Annotated in this window: 20 protein-coding genes; 2 read left to right on the plus strand and 18 right to left on the minus strand. The window is 36.0% G+C overall.

Annotated features, from left to right (window positions below; genetic code table 11):
* Positions 1–44: 44 nt before the first annotated feature.
* The 10 genes from BQ6100_RS17430 to BQ6100_RS17475 all read right to left on the minus strand — a co-directional run bounded on the left by BQ6100_RS17430 (position 45) and on the right by BQ6100_RS17475 (position 9,329).
* Complete coding sequence (locus tag BQ6100_RS17430; protein ID WP_075982820.1) at positions 45–536, minus strand: DinB family protein; 492 nt, start codon at positions 534–536, stop codon at positions 45–47.
* An 89-nt stretch (positions 537–625) separates the two neighbouring features.
* Positions 626–1,390, minus strand: a complete 765-nt coding sequence (gene aroD, locus BQ6100_RS17435) for a type I 3-dehydroquinate dehydratase (RefSeq protein WP_075982821.1) — start codon at positions 1,388–1,390, stop codon at positions 626–628.
* A 94-nt stretch (positions 1,391–1,484) separates the two neighbouring features.
* Complete coding sequence (locus BQ6100_RS17440) at positions 1,485–1,823, minus strand: DUF1516 family protein (protein ID WP_075982822.1); 339 nt, start codon at positions 1,821–1,823, stop codon at positions 1,485–1,487.
* Between the two features lie 67 nt (positions 1,824–1,890).
* On the minus strand, positions 1,891–2,580 hold the full coding sequence (locus BQ6100_RS17445) for a response regulator transcription factor (protein WP_075982823.1): 690 nt from the start codon (positions 2,578–2,580) through the stop codon (positions 1,891–1,893).
* 86 nt (positions 2,581–2,666) lie between these two features.
* Complete coding sequence (locus tag BQ6100_RS17450; protein ID WP_075982824.1) at positions 2,667–4,124, minus strand: sensor histidine kinase; 1,458 nt, start codon at positions 4,122–4,124, stop codon at positions 2,667–2,669.
* 19 nt (positions 4,125–4,143) lie between these two features.
* On the minus strand, positions 4,144–5,046 hold the full coding sequence (locus BQ6100_RS17455; RefSeq protein ID WP_075982825.1) for a hypothetical protein: 903 nt from the start codon (positions 5,044–5,046) through the stop codon (positions 4,144–4,146).
* Between the two features lie 156 nt (positions 5,047–5,202).
* On the minus strand, positions 5,203–5,859 hold the full coding sequence (locus BQ6100_RS17460; protein ID WP_075982826.1) for a response regulator transcription factor: 657 nt from the start codon (positions 5,857–5,859) through the stop codon (positions 5,203–5,205).
* Positions 5,856–8,195, minus strand: coding sequence for an ATP-binding protein (locus tag BQ6100_RS17465; protein ID WP_075982827.1), 2,340 nt, complete (start codon positions 8,193–8,195; stop codon positions 5,856–5,858). Before BQ6100_RS17465 ends, BQ6100_RS17460 begins: the two co-directional genes overlap by 4 nt.
* Positions 8,196–8,249: 54 nt before the next feature.
* Positions 8,250–8,411 (minus strand): competence pheromone ComX, encoded by a 162-nt coding sequence (gene comX / locus BQ6100_RS17470; protein WP_084780451.1) that lies wholly within the window; start codon positions 8,409–8,411, stop codon positions 8,250–8,252.
* 18 nt (positions 8,412–8,429) lie between these two features.
* Entirely contained in the window at positions 8,430–9,329 is a 900-nt protein-coding gene (locus BQ6100_RS17475; protein WP_075983616.1) for a polyprenyl synthetase family protein, read from the minus strand.
* A gap of 302 nt (positions 9,330–9,631) precedes the next feature.
* On the opposite strand from BQ6100_RS17475, the gene BQ6100_RS17480 reads away from it, so the two are divergent.
* Complete coding sequence (locus tag BQ6100_RS17480) at positions 9,632–11,077, plus strand: PAS domain S-box protein (protein WP_218921362.1); 1,446 nt, start codon at positions 9,632–9,634, stop codon at positions 11,075–11,077.
* Positions 11,078–11,221: 144 nt separating this feature from the next.
* Positions 11,222–11,419 carry an IDEAL domain-containing protein gene (locus tag BQ6100_RS17485; protein ID WP_075982829.1) on the plus strand — a complete coding sequence of 66 codons (198 nt, stop codon included), beginning with the start codon at positions 11,222–11,224 and terminating at the stop codon, positions 11,417–11,419.
* An 82-nt stretch (positions 11,420–11,501) separates the two neighbouring features.
* Here the strand turns inward: BQ6100_RS17485 and BQ6100_RS17490 are convergent, their stop codons facing one another.
* The 8 genes from BQ6100_RS17490 to BQ6100_RS17525 form a co-directional block, all read right to left on the minus strand.
* Positions 11,502–12,050: a YobA family protein gene (locus BQ6100_RS17490; RefSeq protein ID WP_084780456.1), complete on the minus strand. Its 549-nt coding sequence runs from the start codon at positions 12,048–12,050 to the stop codon at positions 11,502–11,504.
* Positions 12,051–12,562: 512 nt separating this feature from the next.
* Positions 12,563–14,236 carry an acyl-CoA dehydrogenase family protein gene (locus tag BQ6100_RS17495; protein ID WP_075982830.1) on the minus strand — a complete coding sequence of 558 codons (1,674 nt, stop codon included), beginning with the start codon at positions 14,234–14,236 and terminating at the stop codon, positions 12,563–12,565.
* Between the two features lie 37 nt (positions 14,237–14,273).
* Positions 14,274–15,791: a class I adenylate-forming enzyme family protein gene (locus BQ6100_RS17500; RefSeq protein WP_075982831.1), complete on the minus strand. Its 1,518-nt coding sequence runs from the start codon at positions 15,789–15,791 to the stop codon at positions 14,274–14,276.
* Between the two features lies 1 nt (position 15,792).
* On the minus strand, positions 15,793–16,170 hold the full coding sequence (locus tag BQ6100_RS17505; RefSeq protein WP_075982832.1) for a MerR family transcriptional regulator: 378 nt from the start codon (positions 16,168–16,170) through the stop codon (positions 15,793–15,795).
* 113 nt (positions 16,171–16,283) lie between these two features.
* Positions 16,284–17,588, minus strand: a complete 1,305-nt coding sequence (locus BQ6100_RS17510) for a helix-turn-helix domain-containing protein (RefSeq protein ID WP_075982833.1) — start codon at positions 17,586–17,588, stop codon at positions 16,284–16,286.
* A 79-nt stretch (positions 17,589–17,667) separates the two neighbouring features.
* On the minus strand, positions 17,668–18,081 hold the full coding sequence (locus BQ6100_RS17515) for a MerR family transcriptional regulator (protein ID WP_075982834.1): 414 nt from the start codon (positions 18,079–18,081) through the stop codon (positions 17,668–17,670).
* 73 nt (positions 18,082–18,154) lie between these two features.
* A complete protein-coding gene (locus BQ6100_RS17520) occupies positions 18,155–19,099 on the minus strand; it encodes an ABC transporter ATP-binding protein (protein WP_075982835.1) in 945 nt (314 codons plus the stop codon).
* 19 nt (positions 19,100–19,118) lie between these two features.
* Positions 19,119–20,153 carry an ABC transporter ATP-binding protein gene (locus BQ6100_RS17525; protein ID WP_075983618.1) on the minus strand — a complete coding sequence of 345 codons (1,035 nt, stop codon included), beginning with the start codon at positions 20,151–20,153 and terminating at the stop codon, positions 19,119–19,121.
* Between the last annotated feature and the right edge of the window lie 18 nt (positions 20,154–20,171).

Consider the following 20,171-nt stretch of genomic DNA (forward strand, 5'->3'; position numbering starts at 1 on the left):
TTTTTAATCCTAAATATTATTTAACAAAATTACTTCATTTAATTTTATATTGCTGGTGGCTTCATTCCAATTTGACCCCATTCTTCTAGAGAAGGGCCATATATACCAGGAACCGGTAATCCAGCTTGTCTCATCAAAACTGTTAATTGTCCACGATGATGAATCGTATGCTTGATCAGTAGTGAGAATACGGCTGAATTGGTCATTTCCCTGCCGAAAAGGTTTTGTACTTGCTTTAATGAATCATCTTGAAGTTCTTGAATTTTATTAACTACATCAGCATTGATTGTTCGGAAGGTTTCGGCTATTTCCTGAGCAGATGTTGGCACAGTATCGTGACTTCCTGCCTGTGAAATTCCAAAAGCAGAAAGGAATTCAGGGATACTAGTCACAGTGTGCCATGCAAGTCTACCCAATGTACGACCATTTGGAAACACTTGTTGTTCTAATGAAGCATCAGTTAATGCGTCTAACACCTTTTGGGTCAATACTGCCTCTTGATTCCATTCCTCGATTATTTCTGCAATGGTTGTCATATTGGAATACCTCCTAAGATTGGTTGTCTCACTTCATTATCATAACCCTTCCAATGGCTTTAATTCCATTAATATCAATGAGTTTATCCCTATATATTTTCATGCAAGAGTGACAATACATGTCGTAGTTCTTTTACCTCTAATTGACCTGGTGCAGAGGCCTTCTTAGCCGCGCCAAATGTTAAGGCAGAGCCAAATATTTCGCCGGATAGGCGACTGATAACACCTTTTCCAGCCATCGACATCGTAATAATAGGTCGGTTCGCATAATGTTCCTTCATTGTGAGGGTGGCATCAAGTAGTGTCAGAACATCGGCTGCATCCTTTGGCATAACAGCAATTTTCGGTAAATCTCCACCAAATTCTTGAGCTTTTTGTAGTCTTTCAATGATCTCTTCCTTCGGAGGGGTACCATGAAAATCATGATTAGAAATAATAACGTACACTTGATGTTCATGCGCCACATCGACTAGACTCCTTAAAATCTCAGGATCATTAAACAATTCCACATCAATGATATCTACAAGTCTTGATTCGGCCATAGTTTTGTTTAATTCCATATAATAAGCCTTACTTATTTCCTTTTCTCCACCCTCTTTTGCACTACGAAAGGTAAAGATAAGTGGTAGGTTCCCAAGCCTTTTTCTTATTTCAATAAGAGCCTCTTTCACCTTTTCAAGCTCTTCAACAAGCTCGAAAAAGTCCACTCTCCATTCCACTATATCAATATCCAGTCCTCGAAATTCTGTTGCTTCCTGTAATAGTTCGGTAAGTGTTCTCCCCACCAATGGGACACAAATTTTTGGTATCCCTTCTCCTATCGTGACATTTTTAACTTTAATGATTTCCCCCAATAAACTCAGCTCCCCTTTTGCTAGATTGAAAGCTCTAGCCCGTTAACAGAATCTTTATATGTAACTATAAAATTTAATTTGAAATGACTACCGTTTAGCCAATCACAAAATATCCATAATATAAAACCAATATAAAAGCTAATCCGAAGAGTGTAAAGGGGCCCTTAATAGATTTGCCCTTTTTGGCGCGAACTAAAACAAGCTCCATTGCCATAATCACAATTAAACCAATGAATGACTTAATTATTACAATCCCAATAAATTGATATAAAACAAGCAAGCCTACCCCCGACCCTATGATTAATAAATAAAATAAGCGTAAGGTCATATGGGTGATTTTTTGTGCCTTATCGTTTCCTTTGCTAACCATTACAATGCTTGTAATAAATAAAACTATGGCAATAATCCAAGTGGCCACATGTGAAAAAATCATTCTTTATTTTCTCCTAATCATCATTTATTTATAAGAGTATACAATTCGATTCTATTAAGATAAAAGTCTAAATTTTAAACCTATAGCCTGCTCCCCAGATGGTTTCAATGTGTTGAGGATTGGATGAATCGCTTTCTATTTTTTCACGAAGCCTTCTTATATGAACAGTAACAGTTGATACGTCTCCAATCGCGTCGATCCCCCAGATTCGTTCAAATAGTTCATCCTTACTAAAAACATGATTAGGATTTTGAACAAGAAACAGTAGCAAATCAAACTCCTTCGATGTTAAAGAGACCTCTTGTTGATTGATATATACTTTGCGATCATCAATATCTATTTGAATATTTCCGATGATAAATTTGTTTTCCCTTTTAACATGTCTGCCAATCAATTGCTCATATCTTGCAAGATGCCCCTTTACTCTAGCTACAAGCTCGCTTGGGCTAAAAGGCTTGACTAAATAATCATCGGCACCAAGTCCAAATCCACGAATTTTATCGACATCCTCTTTTTTAGCTGATACAAAAATAATCGGAACATCCTGTTCTTTACGGATTTGTCTACAAATCTCAAAGCCATTCACAATCGGAAGCATCAGGTCTAAAATAAAAAGATCATATCCCCCATTCAATGCCTGTTGAAGTCCATGTTCGCCATCTTCCTCCAAATGCACTTGGAAGCCTTCTGCTTCGAGATAATCCCTTTGCAGCTCAGCGATACTATGATCATCTTCAATGATTAATATCTTTTTCATCCTTTACTCTCCCATATAGCGTGTCTTCTTATAACTAAAAAGTGGGATAAAGCCTCTGTGCAGGAACAAAGACTTCACACGAGGCTTTATTTATCCATATTATGGATTACTTTCTTTAAGGTAAAATGAATTTCCGTTCCGCAATTTTCCTCCGAATGAACCCATATTTGTCCTCCATGCCCTTCAATAATCTGCTTAGCAATAGCTAATCCAAGTCCACTCCCGCCTGTTTCACTATTTCTTGATTGATCCGCTCGATAAAATTGTTCAAACACAAATGGAAGGGAGGCTTCTGGTATTCCTGGGCCATTATCTTCAATAACCACTTCGACCCATTCACTGCTATTTGTCATTGTCAGAGTAACAATCCCATCAGGTTTATTCATGTACTTCATGCTATTTAAAATAATATTTGTAAAGACACGCATGAGTTTTTCACGATCTGCTAACACAAGGACCGGTTCTTCATATACATTCGAAAACTCAAGCTTTATCCCTTTCTCCTTATGAACGAAGGATAGTTCATCAACGCATTCCTTTATATAATCAACAATATCGGTTTCGACAAATTGAAAGGGAATTCTTTTTAAGTCCAGCTTCGAAAACAGAAACAGCTCGTCAATCATCCCATCCATATCATTCGCCTTCTTGTAGATTGTGTTCATATATTGATTTACCTTGTCTGGGGTATTAGCGATTCCATCCTGAATTCCTTCAACATACCCTTTAATAGCCGTAATTGGAGTTTTCAGGTCGTGAGAAATATTGGATAAAAGGAGCTTACGATTCTCTTCATATTTAACTTGTAAATCAATAGACTTTTTCAATTGCCCTCTCATGTCCTCGAAGGATGAAATCAGTTCTCCAATTTCATCCTTCCGATCCGTTTGAATATGAAACTCCAAATCACCTTGTTTAATCTTTTTGGTTGCATCCTTCAAGGTCATTATTGGATTAATAATATTTTTAGAGATTAAGTATGAGATAGCCCCATTAGTGATAACGAGTATGAGCAGCAAGGCTGCAAATAACCATGGATGGTAATTTACCATGAATTGCTCCATTTTGCTTGTCTCTTTCACAAGAAAGATACTACCCTGTTTATGATCCGGAAAATAAAAATCATATTGTTCATATTTATATGCCTGATCATCGATTGTAATGGAATCGTGGGCATACTTCTTAAACTCCCCAAATGACGCTAAATAGTCATCTATTGGGAGATTGACAAGTTTAGCAGATTGATAGATGACATCATCATCCACTCGAACCATTAAATAAGAATTTAATTTCTTTAACTCCCTGTCTATGTCTTCAAGATACGTGAAATTAACTAGATTCTCTGGTTGAGAAGTCGTCATTAATTTTACCTTTGAAAACAGCTTGTGCTCCATTGCCACTTGTTCCTCATACTGCTTAGTATTTATCATATTGTCATTACCGACAAAGGAAAAAAATAATAAAAGCATAGCTAATGTGAATAATAAACAAGGGATGAGGATAATCGCGATATTTGAAAGTACGATTTTTTTCCGGATGGACATGTAATTCCCTACCTATTTCTTAAAAATGATGGACTTCCTTATATTTTGAGGAATCCAGCATTTCTATTTTGTTGTCATCAAGTTCAACTGAGTCCAGATTAGTAGAATTAATTTTGCTATTTTCAATGGTTAAATAAAGTTCTAACTTGTGACTCTTGCCATTTTTGTCTTTTCCTGAAATCACTATATACATCCTTTGATTTTCGATGATATTGTCACTTGTTAATTGGGCATTTGTCTTTACCTTTTCAATTTGAATATCACTTACAAGAGCTGGAATATCCGCGGTTAGGTCTTGAGTTAGAAAAGGATATTCTGCCGTTTTCATTGTAACATTTTCATGTATTCCTGTACTCTTTTTCACCATATATTGCCCGATTTCACGGAATACGACAGGAATATCACCATTTGTCATATTGACTGATATTTCCTTTTTCCCTCCAGCTAGTTTGGAGACTTTAAATTCATCATGGACCTGAACGGTTAATGTATCGAAGACATGCCCCATGATTTTCATTAATTCCGGATTATGATGGGCTTTGAACTTCTCCTGTTTCTCCTCTTGGGACTCATTATCTTTTAATAAATAGTAAGAGTCTTGGTTTATATTTTTAACTAGAATACCTTTATCCTGATAGGCCATCTCAAATGATTCTTTTACTCCATTCATATCAACTTCCACTTTGCTTTGCATCTTTTCTTGCTGTAAATTGTACTTCGTATCCATTTGAACTTCATTCAAAACCATACCATTATCTATGACCTTTGCCTCAACACTCATATTTGTACTTTTGATTGTATGTGTTTTGATTGCCGCATCCTTGTAAAGATGATAACCATCGTTATTAGCATAAATCGTTATCGAAGCACCTCCTATTAGAACGGCGCTTAATACGGTTGCGATAATGACCTTCTTTTTCATATCCATTCAACCTTTCTATTATTTATTTACACCCGTAGAATACCGATTACTTATAAAGGATTTCTAAACGAATTCTTAAATAATTATTAAATTTAATCGAGGGAATTCAATTAATCACAGCCATACAAAAAGAGCTAGCAGTTTTGCCAGCCCTTATTAGACCATTTGTCTTGATAATAATCCAAACTCTCTTGCCTTCATTAAAGCCTCTGTTCTTGAGCTTACCCCAAGCTTAGAAAATATCTTTGTTAAATTATATTCGATGGTTCGTTGGCTCATAGAAAGGTTAATAGCAATAGCCTTATTTGTTAGGCCTTTTGCAATTCCATCTAATATTTGCTGTTCTTTACTAGATAAAGTGATATCACCCAGATTTTGAATCCCTTCATTTGTTGAAGGACCTGTTTCTACCCTTCTTAATTGCTTTAATAGCTGAAGAGGAACAACCGCTTCATCTCTTAATGCGCAGCGAATAGCTGTGATTAGCTGCTCCCTTGTTGCCGTCTTACTAATAAATCCTGCGATTCCTGCATCAATCAATAGATTATAGTGGGTAATGATATCAAATCCGGTGTATATGAGAATGGTGGCGTCAGCATCGTGTTGCAGGATTAATTTGGTTAATCCAAGTCCATTCAGCTTTGGCATATATAAATCAATTAAATACACTTGATATTTTTGTTTATTAATCGTTTGTATTACTTCTTCGGAATTGGTAATAACATCCGCCTTCATATCCCTTTCCTGTTCAATGATGGCCCTTGTACCTTCTCCAACTGCAGGATGATCATCGACAATCAATACATTAATCATGTAATTCCTTTCCCTCCTGTATTAAGGTTTATGACAACATGCATCCCATTACCGGGGCTGGAATTTATCTCAATGTTACCGCCTATACTTTTTACCCTTTCTTTAATTCCGGCAATCCCCATTGTTTTAAAGGAATCATTTAGGGTAGAAATATCCAACCCAATTCCATTGTCGTCATAGATAAGAGTTAATCCTTTCTGATTTTTATTTAACGAAACTTTAACCTCAGTTGCCCGTGAATGCTTCATCGCATTATTTAATAGCTCCTGGACGACTCGATATATGGTTAACTCACAATCTTTATCAAGCATATGAATCGATGGATCCAATTTTGAAAATAAGAGAAAATCCGCTCTTAGCTTCGTTTGGTCCATGAGGTTTTGAATCGATTGAATAATCCCTAACTCACTTAGGAATGGTGGTCTTAACTCATTACATGTCTCGCGAATTAAATGAATATTGTCTAGCATTCTTTCCTTCAGTTCATGTAACTCCTCTTTCAGAGGCTCTGAGTCACATCCATCAATCATTTTATCTACTTCTCTCAAAAGCTGTAACTGGTCCTGTAAAACCGAATCATGAATATCAATCGAGAGGTTTGCCCTTTCCTTTTCCGATAAAGAAAACAATAGTCTCGACAGCCAGAGAGGATAATTGCTTTTCTCCTCTTCAATTTTCACTTTAAAATCCTCAATCTTCTGGAATAATCCTTCAATGAGCAGGAAATTTTCTAATAGAATACTAGAGAAATAAGCTAGCGTTTCTAGCCAAACCTTTTCTTCAATATTTAATGTGGTTTTAAAATTTTTCAACCCACAGAATATGATGTTTTTATTATTGTATTCGCCTCCAATAACAATACAAAACCCTTCCATGACTTCTATCAAGGAACCAACAGTATGATTCTCCCACTGGATTTTCTCAAGAACCATAGCTAATTCTTTTGAAATAGAATCTTGGTTTAAAATAGTCCACTTATTTTTGTCTGTTTCTATCACTTCTATATACATGACTTCTTTTACCATTAATACATCTTTGATTTCATTCATAAGGTTACGTATTAAGCTGCTTACCTTCGTCTCATATTTTGTCTTTTGGAAAAATTTGTATAAGCTCGTTTCAAAATTGTGTCGATTCGAAAACAAGTGATGCCTCATTTTATAATCTACATATTCCTTAATATACAAAAATAGCGTCGTTATTGTGAAGGTAAGGATAAAAGTCACGAAATTCAAGCCTGAAAAAAACTTAATCTTAAACAAGAGACAAAGCAATAATGTCATTATGATTGTAAAAGGAAACGAGAGCATTGAATAATACCGAAAGCGATTTAATAAATACTCAATATCAAACAGCTTCTCAGCAAGCTGCATATATGTAAAAACTAGCGGTATGATGATGAGAAATAATGCCGATATTTCTGCCGAGACGATTTCCTTTCCAAAAACAATATTGGGGATAACATAGAAAAACACAAAAGGGGCAAAGGCTATAAATATGGTAATCCATAGAATTTTTAAAATACTTTTCCCCTCAGAATTTTTGTATGTAAAATAAAATCTAGTAAGGGTCACAAGAGCAAAAAATAGTAAGATTGCATAAAAACCGAGCTCTACAACACCCATAATGGAGTTAAGCTCTTTAAAGATGTAATTAGCGAGCATCAAGATTAAATAAACTGTATATAGCAAATATAATATGCCTAAAGATTTTGTTTTAATAAATGGTAAAGAATAGCGAATAAAATAGCTCTTTATAAAATGAATAAATAGAATGAGTGAGCCTGGTAATGTCACTGTAGTAGTGACTCTTCCAATTAGCTCTCCTCTAGATGACCCCGAAGCACTCAGATAGCAAATACCTAATGACAATAAGAAATAAATTAATATAATGGCAGATTTGTCATCACCTTTTCTACGATAAAGAAAAGTACTCAATAATAGAGCAGTTAATATAAATAGAAAAGGGAGCAAAAGATAAAAGATATATTGAGTATCCAAATGAAAATAGGAAATCGTATATTCTTGTTCTCTAGAATGCTTGTCAACTATTGTTATGGATTCAGCCATCTCAACCCGATTAAAATGTGTGACAGTGGAATGCTCGTTAGGATTTTCTCCATTGACTAGCTTTAGAACATCCCCTTCTTCTATGGAATGGTGAGATGCCCATCCCTTATCATAGATTGTATCCACAACCCATCGGTTATCCTTTTCTGTTACCTCTAGCCCGACTAATGGATATTTTAAAACGATAACGGTAAAATAGATCGTTAACGCGACCGCAAATATAAACGGTAAAATACCTAATACTCTCATTTTTATATGCTTTCCCATTTTATCTCCTCTTAAAAAAGCCGGGAATTGTATCCCGGCTACAGTATGTATCCTTTATTTCCAGTAATAAGCGGTTGGAGTCGTTATACCATCTGAGAATACTTCCAGGATGGCTTTTAATTCATCAGCGGAAACCCCTATTAAGGATGCAGTTCCTTCCTTTACCTTGGCTAATACATCCAAATTATTCATTAGAAACTCTACCACTTCTTGCATAATAAACTCCTCCTTTTATTATAAAATATATTTTAATAATTGATTAAAATAATATGAATCTATATTAAGTTTTTTTAATATATTGATGGTCTCGTTTTGATAAATTTTCTTAATAACGTTCGTGTAATGGATTGCCCCTGATTCCAGAAGCCTTCGTTCAATTACTTGCCGATTTTTTAATAATTGATTCTTGGATAGTTTGTTTTGGTAGTATTGATGAATAAACATCATTTCTTCATGTTTGCAATTAAGCAAGTAGATGATAGGGAGGGTATATTTTCTATGTATGAAATCATTTTTTTCCTTCCAATTTTTTAAATCCTCTAAATCATTATTAATTTGGCCAATTAATCCTATGTATTTTGAGTATTCTTCTATTTCTTTTGGATACTCATCTGCTGCTAATGACGCACCTAATAAACAAGCAAAGGTGACTAGGGAGCCGGATTTCCCTAAGGTCATATTGATGTAATCCGCTTCTGATCGGCAATTATTTAATAAATCCTTATGCTGGGCATTGATTGATTTCAAGCAATATTGAAAGAAAATAGAGAGGGCATGTTCTTTATTTGTGAAACTACTATTTCTTATGATCTCTCCACTCAAAAACTGCATAGCAGTTGTTGCATTTAATGCTAGATGAGTCCTTATTGCCCATGGTTTAGTATGAATATCCTTATCCTCAAAATCATCTAATATATCAAAGGCTAGGATTAGAATCTCCACCGCTGCAGCTACTTCATATATTTCATCTGTTTCAGGTCCATTGTATAATTGATAGTGTAAAACTAGTAACTCTCCGAATGGAAACCCCTTTTTCGATTGATAATCTACATATTGTAAAATTAAATCTTTTAAAAATTCATCATCTATATTTCGATAGACGATTGTTTCAATGGATTCTTCAATTTTACTCATTTTTGTATCTACCAATGTCCTCACCCTCTTGATTACTTCAAGTTTTAAGATGAACGGCTACTATTATTTTACCCTATTTAAATGATGGTTTCACCGCAGGAATAGATGCGTATATCCGCAAACACTTTTGCGTTAATAATGTGGGATAATAATGATTATTATAATTAATAACTTTTAGAGATTATAAGCTCTTTAGTAGAAGGAATATTTAAGCTCTATTTTAAAATATCAGAAAATTTACCATTTTATTTACAATTATGATTGATTTTTCATATATGCTGTGGAAGATGAAGAAAGGATGGATGTCATTGTATCCTGTTGGTAGTGAAAGTTCATTTTTGTTTAATTTGGTCAATCAGGATGAGGATCGTATCCTTCACTTTTTTTTAAAGAATTCAAAGGATTTGATTTCAAGAATCAATAGAAAAGGGATTTTCCAATATGTTTCACCCTCTATCAAATCTTTGCTAGGATATTCTGAGCAAGAGGTTCAAAATAAAAGTTTCTTTACATTATGCCATCCTGAGGATAAATCACATGCCCTAACACAATTCCAACTAAATAGTATTGATGAAAAGGAATTAATCCGTTTTCGAATGAGGAGAAGGGATGGGCATTATATTTGGCTAGAAACTAGTTGCTCAAGCGTATGTAATGGAGATGAGTTTCTCTGTATCTCCCGTGATATCACCAACCAAATATCATTAGAAGAGGAGCTTGCTGAAATATCGGAAAGATACCGCTTACTGTTTGAAAACTCTAAAGACACCATTGGTATCATAGATAAAGATGGCGTTTGGATCTGTGTAAATCCTGAAGGAAGCCAATTATTTGGATGTTCTAACAGCGATGATCTATTAGGGACAACATTATTCGATTATTTAACTACGGTAGACCAAGCCCAATTATCTAGCTTTCTCCAAATGGAAGATAATATTAACTTTGAGATGAATCTATTAAGAACAGACGGGCATTCAAAAAAAACAGATATTCAATTAACCCCAATGAATTCCAAAGATAAAAAGACCTTTCAAATCATTATTCGAGATATTACCGGTCAAAAAGAAACGGAGGAGCAATTACAAAATGCAGAAAAGCTTTCAATTGTCGGTCAGCTCGCTGCTGGAATAGCCCATGAAATCCGTAATCCACTGACTGCAATAAAAGGCTTCGCCCAGTTTTTAAATGAAGGAAGATCAAATAAATATGCCGACGTGATCCTAAATGAGCTAATTAGAATTGAAGGAATAGTAAATGACCTACTCATATTGGCAAAGCCTCAACCTAAAAAGGCAAAAAAGGAGGACCTCCTGAATATTATTAGGAGTGTTGTTGTGTTAATGAATTCCCAGGCTGCATTAAGCGATATATCGATTAAAGAGGTCCATCTTTCACCGAAGCTTCCAATTTTCTGTGAAGTAGATAAAATTAAACAGCTACTAATCAATCTGATTAAAAACTCTATTGAGGCGATGCCAGATGGAGGAACCATCACCTTAAATACAAAACAGAATCACAACTTCTTAGAGCTTTCTATACTTGATGAAGGCATTGGGATTCCTAAGGATCACTTAACCAAATTGGGAGAACCCTTTTTTAGTACAAAGGAAAAAGGAACTGGCTTGGGAATGATGATTTGCCAAAATATTATTAAGAACCATGGGGGAACGCTTCAGATAAATAGCAAGGAAAATGAAGGTACTACTGTGTCAATTGTTTTACCAATCGATAAAAATAATGAACAGTGAACTATACAGACTCAAAATTATTTGGGTCTGTATTTTTTGTTGGAAAGCTTTTAAATTATATTTGGATAATATTACAAATAAAAAATAATTGAATTATCTGATTATTCTTGATATAATCAAAAAAAGCTCAAGGAGTTGATTTCCATGGAAAAGAAATTTCTAAATGATCTACCAGAAACAGAGGCACATTACACCGATACCTTATTTGCAGAAATGGTTTTAGACAGAGCGCTACTTAACTATCGAAAAGAGATGCTCCATAAGGAAATCGACCAATCCTTACGGGACAGAAACAAAAAAGAATTCCTTCGCCTAACTGAGGAATTAAAAAAATGCCTTTAATCCCAATATAAATAGCCACCCGATTTCTTAAAGAAATCGGGTGGTGACAGGCACCATCCAAATTTTGGATGGTGCCTGTCACCTATTCATCTTTAACGGTTACTTTGAGGATTTTTTGTCCCTCTGTATCTTTTATTTCAACCTTCCATGTGTCGGTTTCTTTCACGTATTCCACCTTTTTAATAGCAGGTACAAATAATGTTTTTATTTTTTTAGTTTGATCTAAAAGAGCTCTTTTGATTGCTAGTTCCTCTGTTAAATTTGCCCCTAGCTTCTTTTCACTAAATACAGGAATCACCTTATTAGCCTTGCCTTGACCTGGATACGATTCCATAATGGGTCCATCAAACCAAACCCGCACCCTTTGCCCAATATCTACTTCTCGATTCACATTAGAAGCCCAAACGGCATTATAGAACTCTTCTTTACCGCCAGTTGAACTTAGATCCTCTGATTCAACACTTACCACAAGAATTCCTTGCTCGGTCATCTTCACAATATAGCCTTCTATATCAGGATCGGTCATTTTATCATCGATTGAGCCGATTTCCCCTTTATCTTGCGTTCCACACCCTAACAGTAGAAGTCCAAACAAAGGAATCACTGAGATGAAGAAGATCATTTTTTTCATAAAAAAAAACCTCCTTTACTCTAATGGACGACATTGGGTTCAATGAGTTACAGATGGAGGCTTTTTATTGTATATTGTTTGTGAGTTTACTATTAATTTTTGCCTCGAATCATCTTTATTTGATTTTTTGTGAATTTGTGGACTTTGGTTCCGTTATTTATATTAAATTACTAATTCTCGGATGGTTTACGGACACTGGTTCCGTTAATGGCCAAAATCCGCCCCTAGTCTTACTAATTTATAGCAAATAACAGATCCTTAGTCCGTTAATTTCCATTTTGTTGGTGTTTTAAACTAAATAACGGATCTCTGGTCCGATAAAAGTTGGAATATGAGAGACCTTCGCAATAACCGACACTCAATCCCTTATTATCAGAAATGACCTTTATCTGTCGGTCGGTGGACAGTCGTTAATACCAGATGCACCCCATATTTTTGTTGTCAATTTTTCAGAGTAAAGATGACAGGTTCCCTATCCAAAAATTGGACGCGGAACCTGTCCTCCATTAACACTATTTTTGCGGCTGTGCCACCTTAACAATCTCATCAAAATACTTCAAAGCGAGCAGTTCTTCATCAACAATTTCATTTAGTCTCCAGGTTTCATTAAGGAATACACGGGCAATGATTTCCTTTCTTTCCCCACCAATACTTGCATCCTTCAATGCTATGATACTTTCATAGATTTTGGTCATCAGCTTTGCCACTCGCTTACTATGGTAGGTTTGCACATCACGATTTTCTTTTGATAGCGTACTTAGAAGGGTCTTTAATTGAACGACGCCCTTTTGAATTGGAGCTGTATACTGTTGAAGCTCAACAGGTAAACTCTCCAGCTCCTCGTCTACATACTTTAAAAACAACTCATGGACATTGAATTTTTCAATTAGACGTAGTACTTCCAAACCTAGAATATTCGCCGTTCCTTCCCATACCGTTAGCACTTGCGCATCGCGAAGTAATCTTGGGGTAACGAAGTCCTCCATATATCCATTTCCACCATGCATTTCAATTGCCTCATGGGCAAAATGAATCGCCTGCTCAGCGGATTCCATTTTCAGCAAAGCAATTAATAAGCGGTTCATGGCCTCTTCTTCCTTCGAAACAAATCCAACGTTTTCAGTTACATGATCAAACAGTGAGACGAGTGAAAATACGGCACTGGCTTCTACCTCTTGCTTAGCAGCCAATTTTACAAGAGATTCCTTTACCATAGGAAAATCAACCAAGTAACTGCCAAAAGTATGACGGGTAAAGGCATAATTTCTTGCCTCTAAATAGGCCCTTTGCATAATCCCTAGTGAGGCGATTGCATTACAGATTCGGGAGAGATTTAAAGCCTCCATCATATAATAAAAGCCCTTCTTTGCATCCCCTACTAAATATGCCTCAGCTCCATTAAAGACTACCTCTGCAGACGGAACTGCTTTAACCCCAAGCTTATCCTTTAATCTTCTAATCTCTAAATGATTTAATTCTCCTGAGCCTTCCTTCCTCCATGGCACTAAAAAGAGACTCAATCCCTTTGTTCCAGCTGGTGCACCTTCTATTCTTGCTAAAATCATAGCCACGCCACATTGCCCTGCATTGGATCCAAAATATTTCTCGCCATAAATCCGATATTTCCCCTCTTCAATGACGGCTTTGACCTCATTGGCACCAACATCTGATCCGCCCTGACGTTCAGACAAGAAGGTTGCTCCTTCAAAAAGCTCTACCTCACCTGTTGATATGACATGTGGCAAATATTTAGCACGCAATTCCTCATCAGCATAATGATCAATCAAATAGGCTGTAGCCATTGTTAACGTGACAGGGCAATAAAATCCAGGCTCCGCATGGGATAGTAAATAGCCTTGTGCATAGGAGTACATATAGTTCCCTTTTCTACCTAACTCAGGAATCGTTTTGTGGACATAGCCAACAATTCCTGCATTATAGGTCTGCTCAACCGTTTTTTTATAACCCTCATTTACCCAAATATGAGAAATATCATTCCCCATGCGGTCATATTTTATGAGACGAGGCTGTCCTTCCCTATCCGTATGGACCGCGCGCTCATCAATCTCTGTTCCGCAAAGCTCTCCAAATTCATCAAGCTCCTTATCAGCCCATGCAAAAAACTCATCATGTAAATACTGTTTTAAAATAAATTTTAAATTAGGATCTTCTCTGTAAAAATTCATTCCAAACTCCCCTTTATTCTTATTATCCTTTATTTCTTTATACAGATTGCTCCTGCTTCCTTAGTACTTGCTTCAAAATTTTCCCAGTGGCATTTCGAGGTAGAGTGTCAATTTCTTCATATAGCTTTGGAATTTTGTAGCTTGCTAGTCTTTGGTCTAGGAAGCGTTTACATTCATCAGCTAAGTCATTCATTGGTTCATTCAGCACGATAAATGCCTTTACTGTTTCTCCCCATTCAGGATGTGGAACACCAACTACAGCCACCTCTGCTATTTGAGGGTGAGTGATTAGCAATTCTTCAATTTCCTTTGGATAAATATTAACTCCACCGGAAATGATCATATCCTTCTTACGATCAACGACCCAGATATATCCATCCTCATCATATTTAGCCATATCCCCTGTATAGAGCCATCCAGCCTTCATCGCTTCCAATGTCTTCTCTTCATCTTTATAGTATCCCTTCATGACAGCTTCACCTTTTAGAACAATTTCGCCAACTTCCCCTGGTTCGACCAATTCTCCATGATCATTGACAATCGCAAGCTCAGTTCCTAACGCCGCTCTCTTCCCAATACTTCCTGCTTTTGTATCGTGCTCTTCAGCTAATAATAAGGTTCCGCTTGGTCCAGCTTCTGTCAATCCATACACACAGAATAGGTTATCCGTTTTAAAGCTTTGTTTGACAAATTGAACTTCCCTTTGCCCTAATGGCGCGCCCCCATATACCCAATATTTCATGGAGGAAAGATCGTATTCTTGAATGTTTGGCTGCTTTGCTGTGAAAAGGTAGGCGACAGGTGCACCAAAGAAATGAGTTGCTTTTTCTTCATGTATTAGCTTTAGTAATAGCTCTGGAGTAAAGGTTGGGGCGACGATATGTGTGGCTCCCACATATGTACCAGCCACTAAAAACAAATGGAGTGGTGCTGAGTGACTTAGAGGCATTAAATGAAGCATACGACTTTCTGGTTTCATGGACATTTCAACAGCCATCATAATCGCTGAAGTTAAAATATTACGGTTTGTAAAAAGTACTCCCTTTGGATTTCCTGTTGTCCCTGAGGTATATAATATCGTTGCTTCATCATCTTCCTTTAATAAACAGATGACTTCATTCGTACTTCCCGAATCTAGAAGCTCCTGGAAGCTCACCCAGTTTGGCTGTTTTTCTCCTGTTTTGATCAATTGAATGTCATACTTTTCTGGTAGTCCCTTTACCTGCTCATACAGAAGGTCGTGAATAATCAACGCTTTTGCATCAGAGTGATTGATGATATAGGATAATTCAACCTCGGTCAGCTTGGCATTTACAGGAACAATGATTCCTTCTATTCGTAATACGGCAAAATAAGTGATGATAAATTCAGGTGTATTTGGCATAAATAAAATGACTTTATCACCTTTTCCAATCCCTTGGTCTTTTAAGGCATTGGCCAATTTAGTCACGCGAATATCTAATTCTTTATAGGTTAGTCTTTCATTGTCGGCAACAACCGCTTCCTGTAAAGGGTATTTTCTAGCATTTCGGGCTAATAATTCTGAGATATTCATACTATTTTCCTCCATTCCTTAGTCTCTCTTCAAAATCATGAATTAATTTTTCCATTTCTCCCTTAAGTAAGGTTAATTCTTCGATCCTTTCATTCACCTCCTTTATTTTCTCCTTTCCAAAGGTGATCGTTTTTTCAAGTTGCTTAACACCCGTCCGGTCTTTATCAAACAGCTCAATCATTTCTTTTATTTCGTCTAATTGGAACCCATATCGTTTACCTCTAAAAATGAGCCTTAAACGCGTGTAATCCTTCTTTGAAAAGAGTCTTTTTCCCGATTCTGATCGTTCCGGCTTTAAAAGACCGAGCTCTTCATAATATCTAATTGTCCTTGTACTGACTTTGAATTCCTCTGCTAATTTTGAAATGTCATATCTCATCTCGGATCACCTGGTCTTTCTTTTTCTAAATATTATTTTATCATTTACGTTAACGTAAACTTCAAGCATAAAAGGTGACAGGCACCATCCATTTTTTGGATGGTGCCTGTCACCTAAAAGTATCGTTTTCCGAGGGAATCTGATTTATTTTTTAAACGTTTATCAAAATCAAAGGCCAGTTTGAAGTATCTTGCTGATTTTTTATAGGACTGGTTGTTAAAGTAATGATCTGCTAGCTCATTGGCTAAATATTTCCCAGTTAATATGTCATTTTCCTCTGAACAAAACTCAATTAGCTTTTGCATTTCTTTTTCATATTTATCATGCATATTTTTGATCTTGAATATCTCAATCTCTTGTAATTTCAATTCCTTATCAAAGAAAACGTCCTTATAATAACTAGCCTCTGTTCTAGCAAGTTCAAGATATTTGGCTGCCATCTCCCACTGTTTTAACTCAATATATATATCAATTAGCTTTTTGTAGCCTCTAACAATCCGCTCAGGATACCGATTCTTCGCCATTGAAACATAATCATTAAAATATTTTATAGAGCTTTGAAAGTCCTTATTTTCCTGACAAACCTTCCCAATTGTATAGACGACGCTTGGTCTTAATAACAGACCTGGATCTGAATCGAGAATTTTCTGTCCCTCAGTAGAGCATTCCAACGCTTTATTAACCTCATTTATATGATTGTACAAAAAGGAACGAAACAAAACTACCTTTACTAGAAGATGATTATTGCCAGCGTTTTTTAATAAATTATAAGATTTATTGGCAAAGTAAAGGGCTAATGAATCGTCATCACTTATCCGTTGGTGGACAAGGCTTAAATAATAATAAAATCTTCCCTTTTCTTTATTATTATTTTCTGGTAAAAACGCCTTTGCATTTATAAAGTACTTATTCGCTTTGACAAACTCAAATAGGTCATAATGTAAATTTCCGCAAGAAAGTAAATAGTAATAATAAACCTCATTTGAAACGGAATCGTCTTCAAAATTGATCAAATCCAATGAGTAATGGTAAACCTCTTTTGCCTCTTTTAATCTAGAATTTGCATTATAATAAAAAATTAGCATAGAAAAAATCATTAACATGACTTTATTACTTTGCATTTCAGTAGAATATAAATGTAAAAACAGAATGGATTCCTCATCCATTTCGTCTTTCAACCAGAAATCATGGAACACCTGTTTAACTCTTTCCTCTATCATTTCTGCTGACAATTGATTGGTTAAAAGTTCTATTTGAATATCCAATGTCTCAGCAACTTTATGTAAAAATTGCCCCGATGGATTAATTTGTTCATTTTCAATTCTACTGAGGTAAGCTATGGAGGATATACCTTCCACAAGCTCTTCTTGTGTCATTTTCCTAAACAAACGAATTTTTTTTATTCTTTCACCTATCATCTTTTACCCCTCATGACTCAACGATATGTAAATTCGTTTCTATACTATCATAATTTAACTAATAATATAAAAATTCAATTCATTTTAATTCCCTTGCCTTCAAATCTTCTATATCTCTTAAGACTCGCTTATATAAATGCATCTTATCATTAATAAACTGAAGAGTATGATCCAGTTCCTGCTGCACCTTTTTCATTCTCTCCGATATATCAATCATAAACGAAATTCGACAGTTTAAATATAGGAGATCTTCTTTAGACAATTCCTTATCCTTCATTATGCTTAATTCTGATTTTTCATTCAAAAATTTCGTTATTTCCTCTAATGTTAATCCACTTTTCTTAAGGCTATTTACGTGTAATAAATGATCTAATAGACGCTCGGAGTAGAGTTTTTTTCTGCCGGAAATAGGGACGACTCCTATCCTTTCATAATATCTAAGGGTATCCTTACTTATTCCCGTAATTTTTGAAACGGCAGATGTGCTATACATTATATTCACCCCTTTGTTCATATAGAAGAACCCAAAATGAGAGAAAGCTCATTATAAAATTCATCTTTAAGTACTAGTTTTTATACCGATTCCTTATTTGCTGAAATTCCTTTTCGGAGCATAGGACAAAATGACCGTTCGCTACCTCACGCATTTCCACCTTTTCATTTTCACTGTAGTTATGAGAAGATGGATCATAGGATTTGCGTCTTCGAGTTCTTTCAGAAATTGGATCTGGAAGCGGGATTGCAGAAAGCAAAGATTGTGTATAAGGATGTAATGGATTTTTGTAAAGATCCTCTGCTGGAGCCAATTCTACTAATTTGCCAAAATACATAACTCCAATTCGATCGCTAATATACTTCACCATCGATAGATCATGCGCAATAAATAGATAGGTTAATTTTTTCTCCCGCTGCAAGCTTTTCATTAAATTAACAACCTGTGCCTGAATGGACACATCAAGTGCTGAAATAGGTTCATCTGCAATAATAAACTCAGGTTCAACGGCAAGCGCCCGGGCGATACCAATACGCTGCCTCTGCCCACCAGAAAATTCATGCGGATATCTGTTTGCATGCTCTCTATTTAATCCCACTGTCTCTAACAGTTCGATTACTCGATTCATACGTTCATTTTTACTGTTTACAAGTCCATGTATATCGATTCCTTCTGCAATGATATCCGAGACCTTCATTCTTGGATTAAGGGAGGCATAAGGATCCTGATAAATCATCTGCATTTTCCGATGGATGCTTTTTTGCTCAGCCTTTGACTTCTTCCCTTGAATGGTTTTCCCATCATACAAAATCTCTCCACCTGTTGCCTTATTCAATCTAATAATGGACCTACCAGTTGTTGACTTTCCACAGCCAGACTCACCCACTAAACCTAACGTCTCGCCTTTATATATATCAAAGCTAATATCATCTACAGCTTTTACTTCATTCTTTTTACCAATATTGAAGTATTGCTTTAGGTTTTTAATCTCGACAAGCTTTTGTTGCTTCTCCACCATCATAGCCTCCATTCTCCAATTATTTCAGTCCTACGAATTGTTTCATTCTTTTTTGTACAGCAACTGGAGGTTCCACCTTTGGCGCATTTTCATGCAGAAGCCATGTCGCAGCATAGTGAGTTTCTGAAATCTTAAACATAGGTGGCTCTTTTTCTAAGTCAATCTTTAAGGCATATTCATTTCTTGGAGCAAACGCATCCCCATTGGGAGGATGTAATAAATCCGGTGGTGTTCCCGGAATTGCGTACAGTTCTTCAGCAGATGTGTCTAAATCTGGCATTGAGCTAATTAAGCCCCAAGTGTAAGGATGCTTTGGATTGTAAAAAATTTCATCTACCGTGCCTATTTCCACAATTTTGCCTCCATACATCACTGCTACTCGATCAGCCATATTAGCAACTACACCTAAATCATGTGTAATAAAAATAATGGAAGTATCCATTTTCTTCTGTAGGTCCTTCATTAAATCTAATATTTGAGCCTGGATCGTAACGTCAAGCGCCGTTGTTGGCTCATCGGCAATCAAGATCTTTGGATTACACGCAAGAGATATCGCAATCACGACCCTTTGTCTCATTCCCCCGGAAAACTGGTGAGGATACTGCTTAAAACGGGCCTCCGCCTTTGGAATTCCGACTAATTTTAATAATTCAATTGCTCGTTCCTTAGCCTCTGATTTAGATAATCTTTGGTGCTTAATAATCGGTTCCATGATTTGTTTACCTATGGTCATGGTTGGATTCAGAGATGTCATGGGATCCTGGAAAATCATTGATATTTCCTTCCCACGAATCTTTTGCATCTGCTTTTCAGAGAGCTTTGTAAGATCCTGATTTTCAAAAAGGATTTCTCCATTATTTATCTTAGAATTGCTTTCTGGAAGCAATCTCATCACTGCCTTTGATGTTACAGACTTACCTGAGCCGGATTCACCAACAATGGCCAATGTTTCTCCTTTGAATAAATCAAAACCCACTCCACGAATGGCCTTAATTTCCCCAGCAAAAGTTTGAAAAGAGATATGTAAGTCCTTTACTTCTAATACCTTTTCCATAAATGTTTCACCTCCCAA

It is taken from the genome of Bacillus massilinigeriensis, assembly GCF_900117315.1.
Taxonomy (GTDB): domain Bacteria; phylum Bacillota; class Bacilli; order Bacillales; family Cytobacillaceae; genus Bacillus_BE; species Bacillus_BE massilionigeriensis.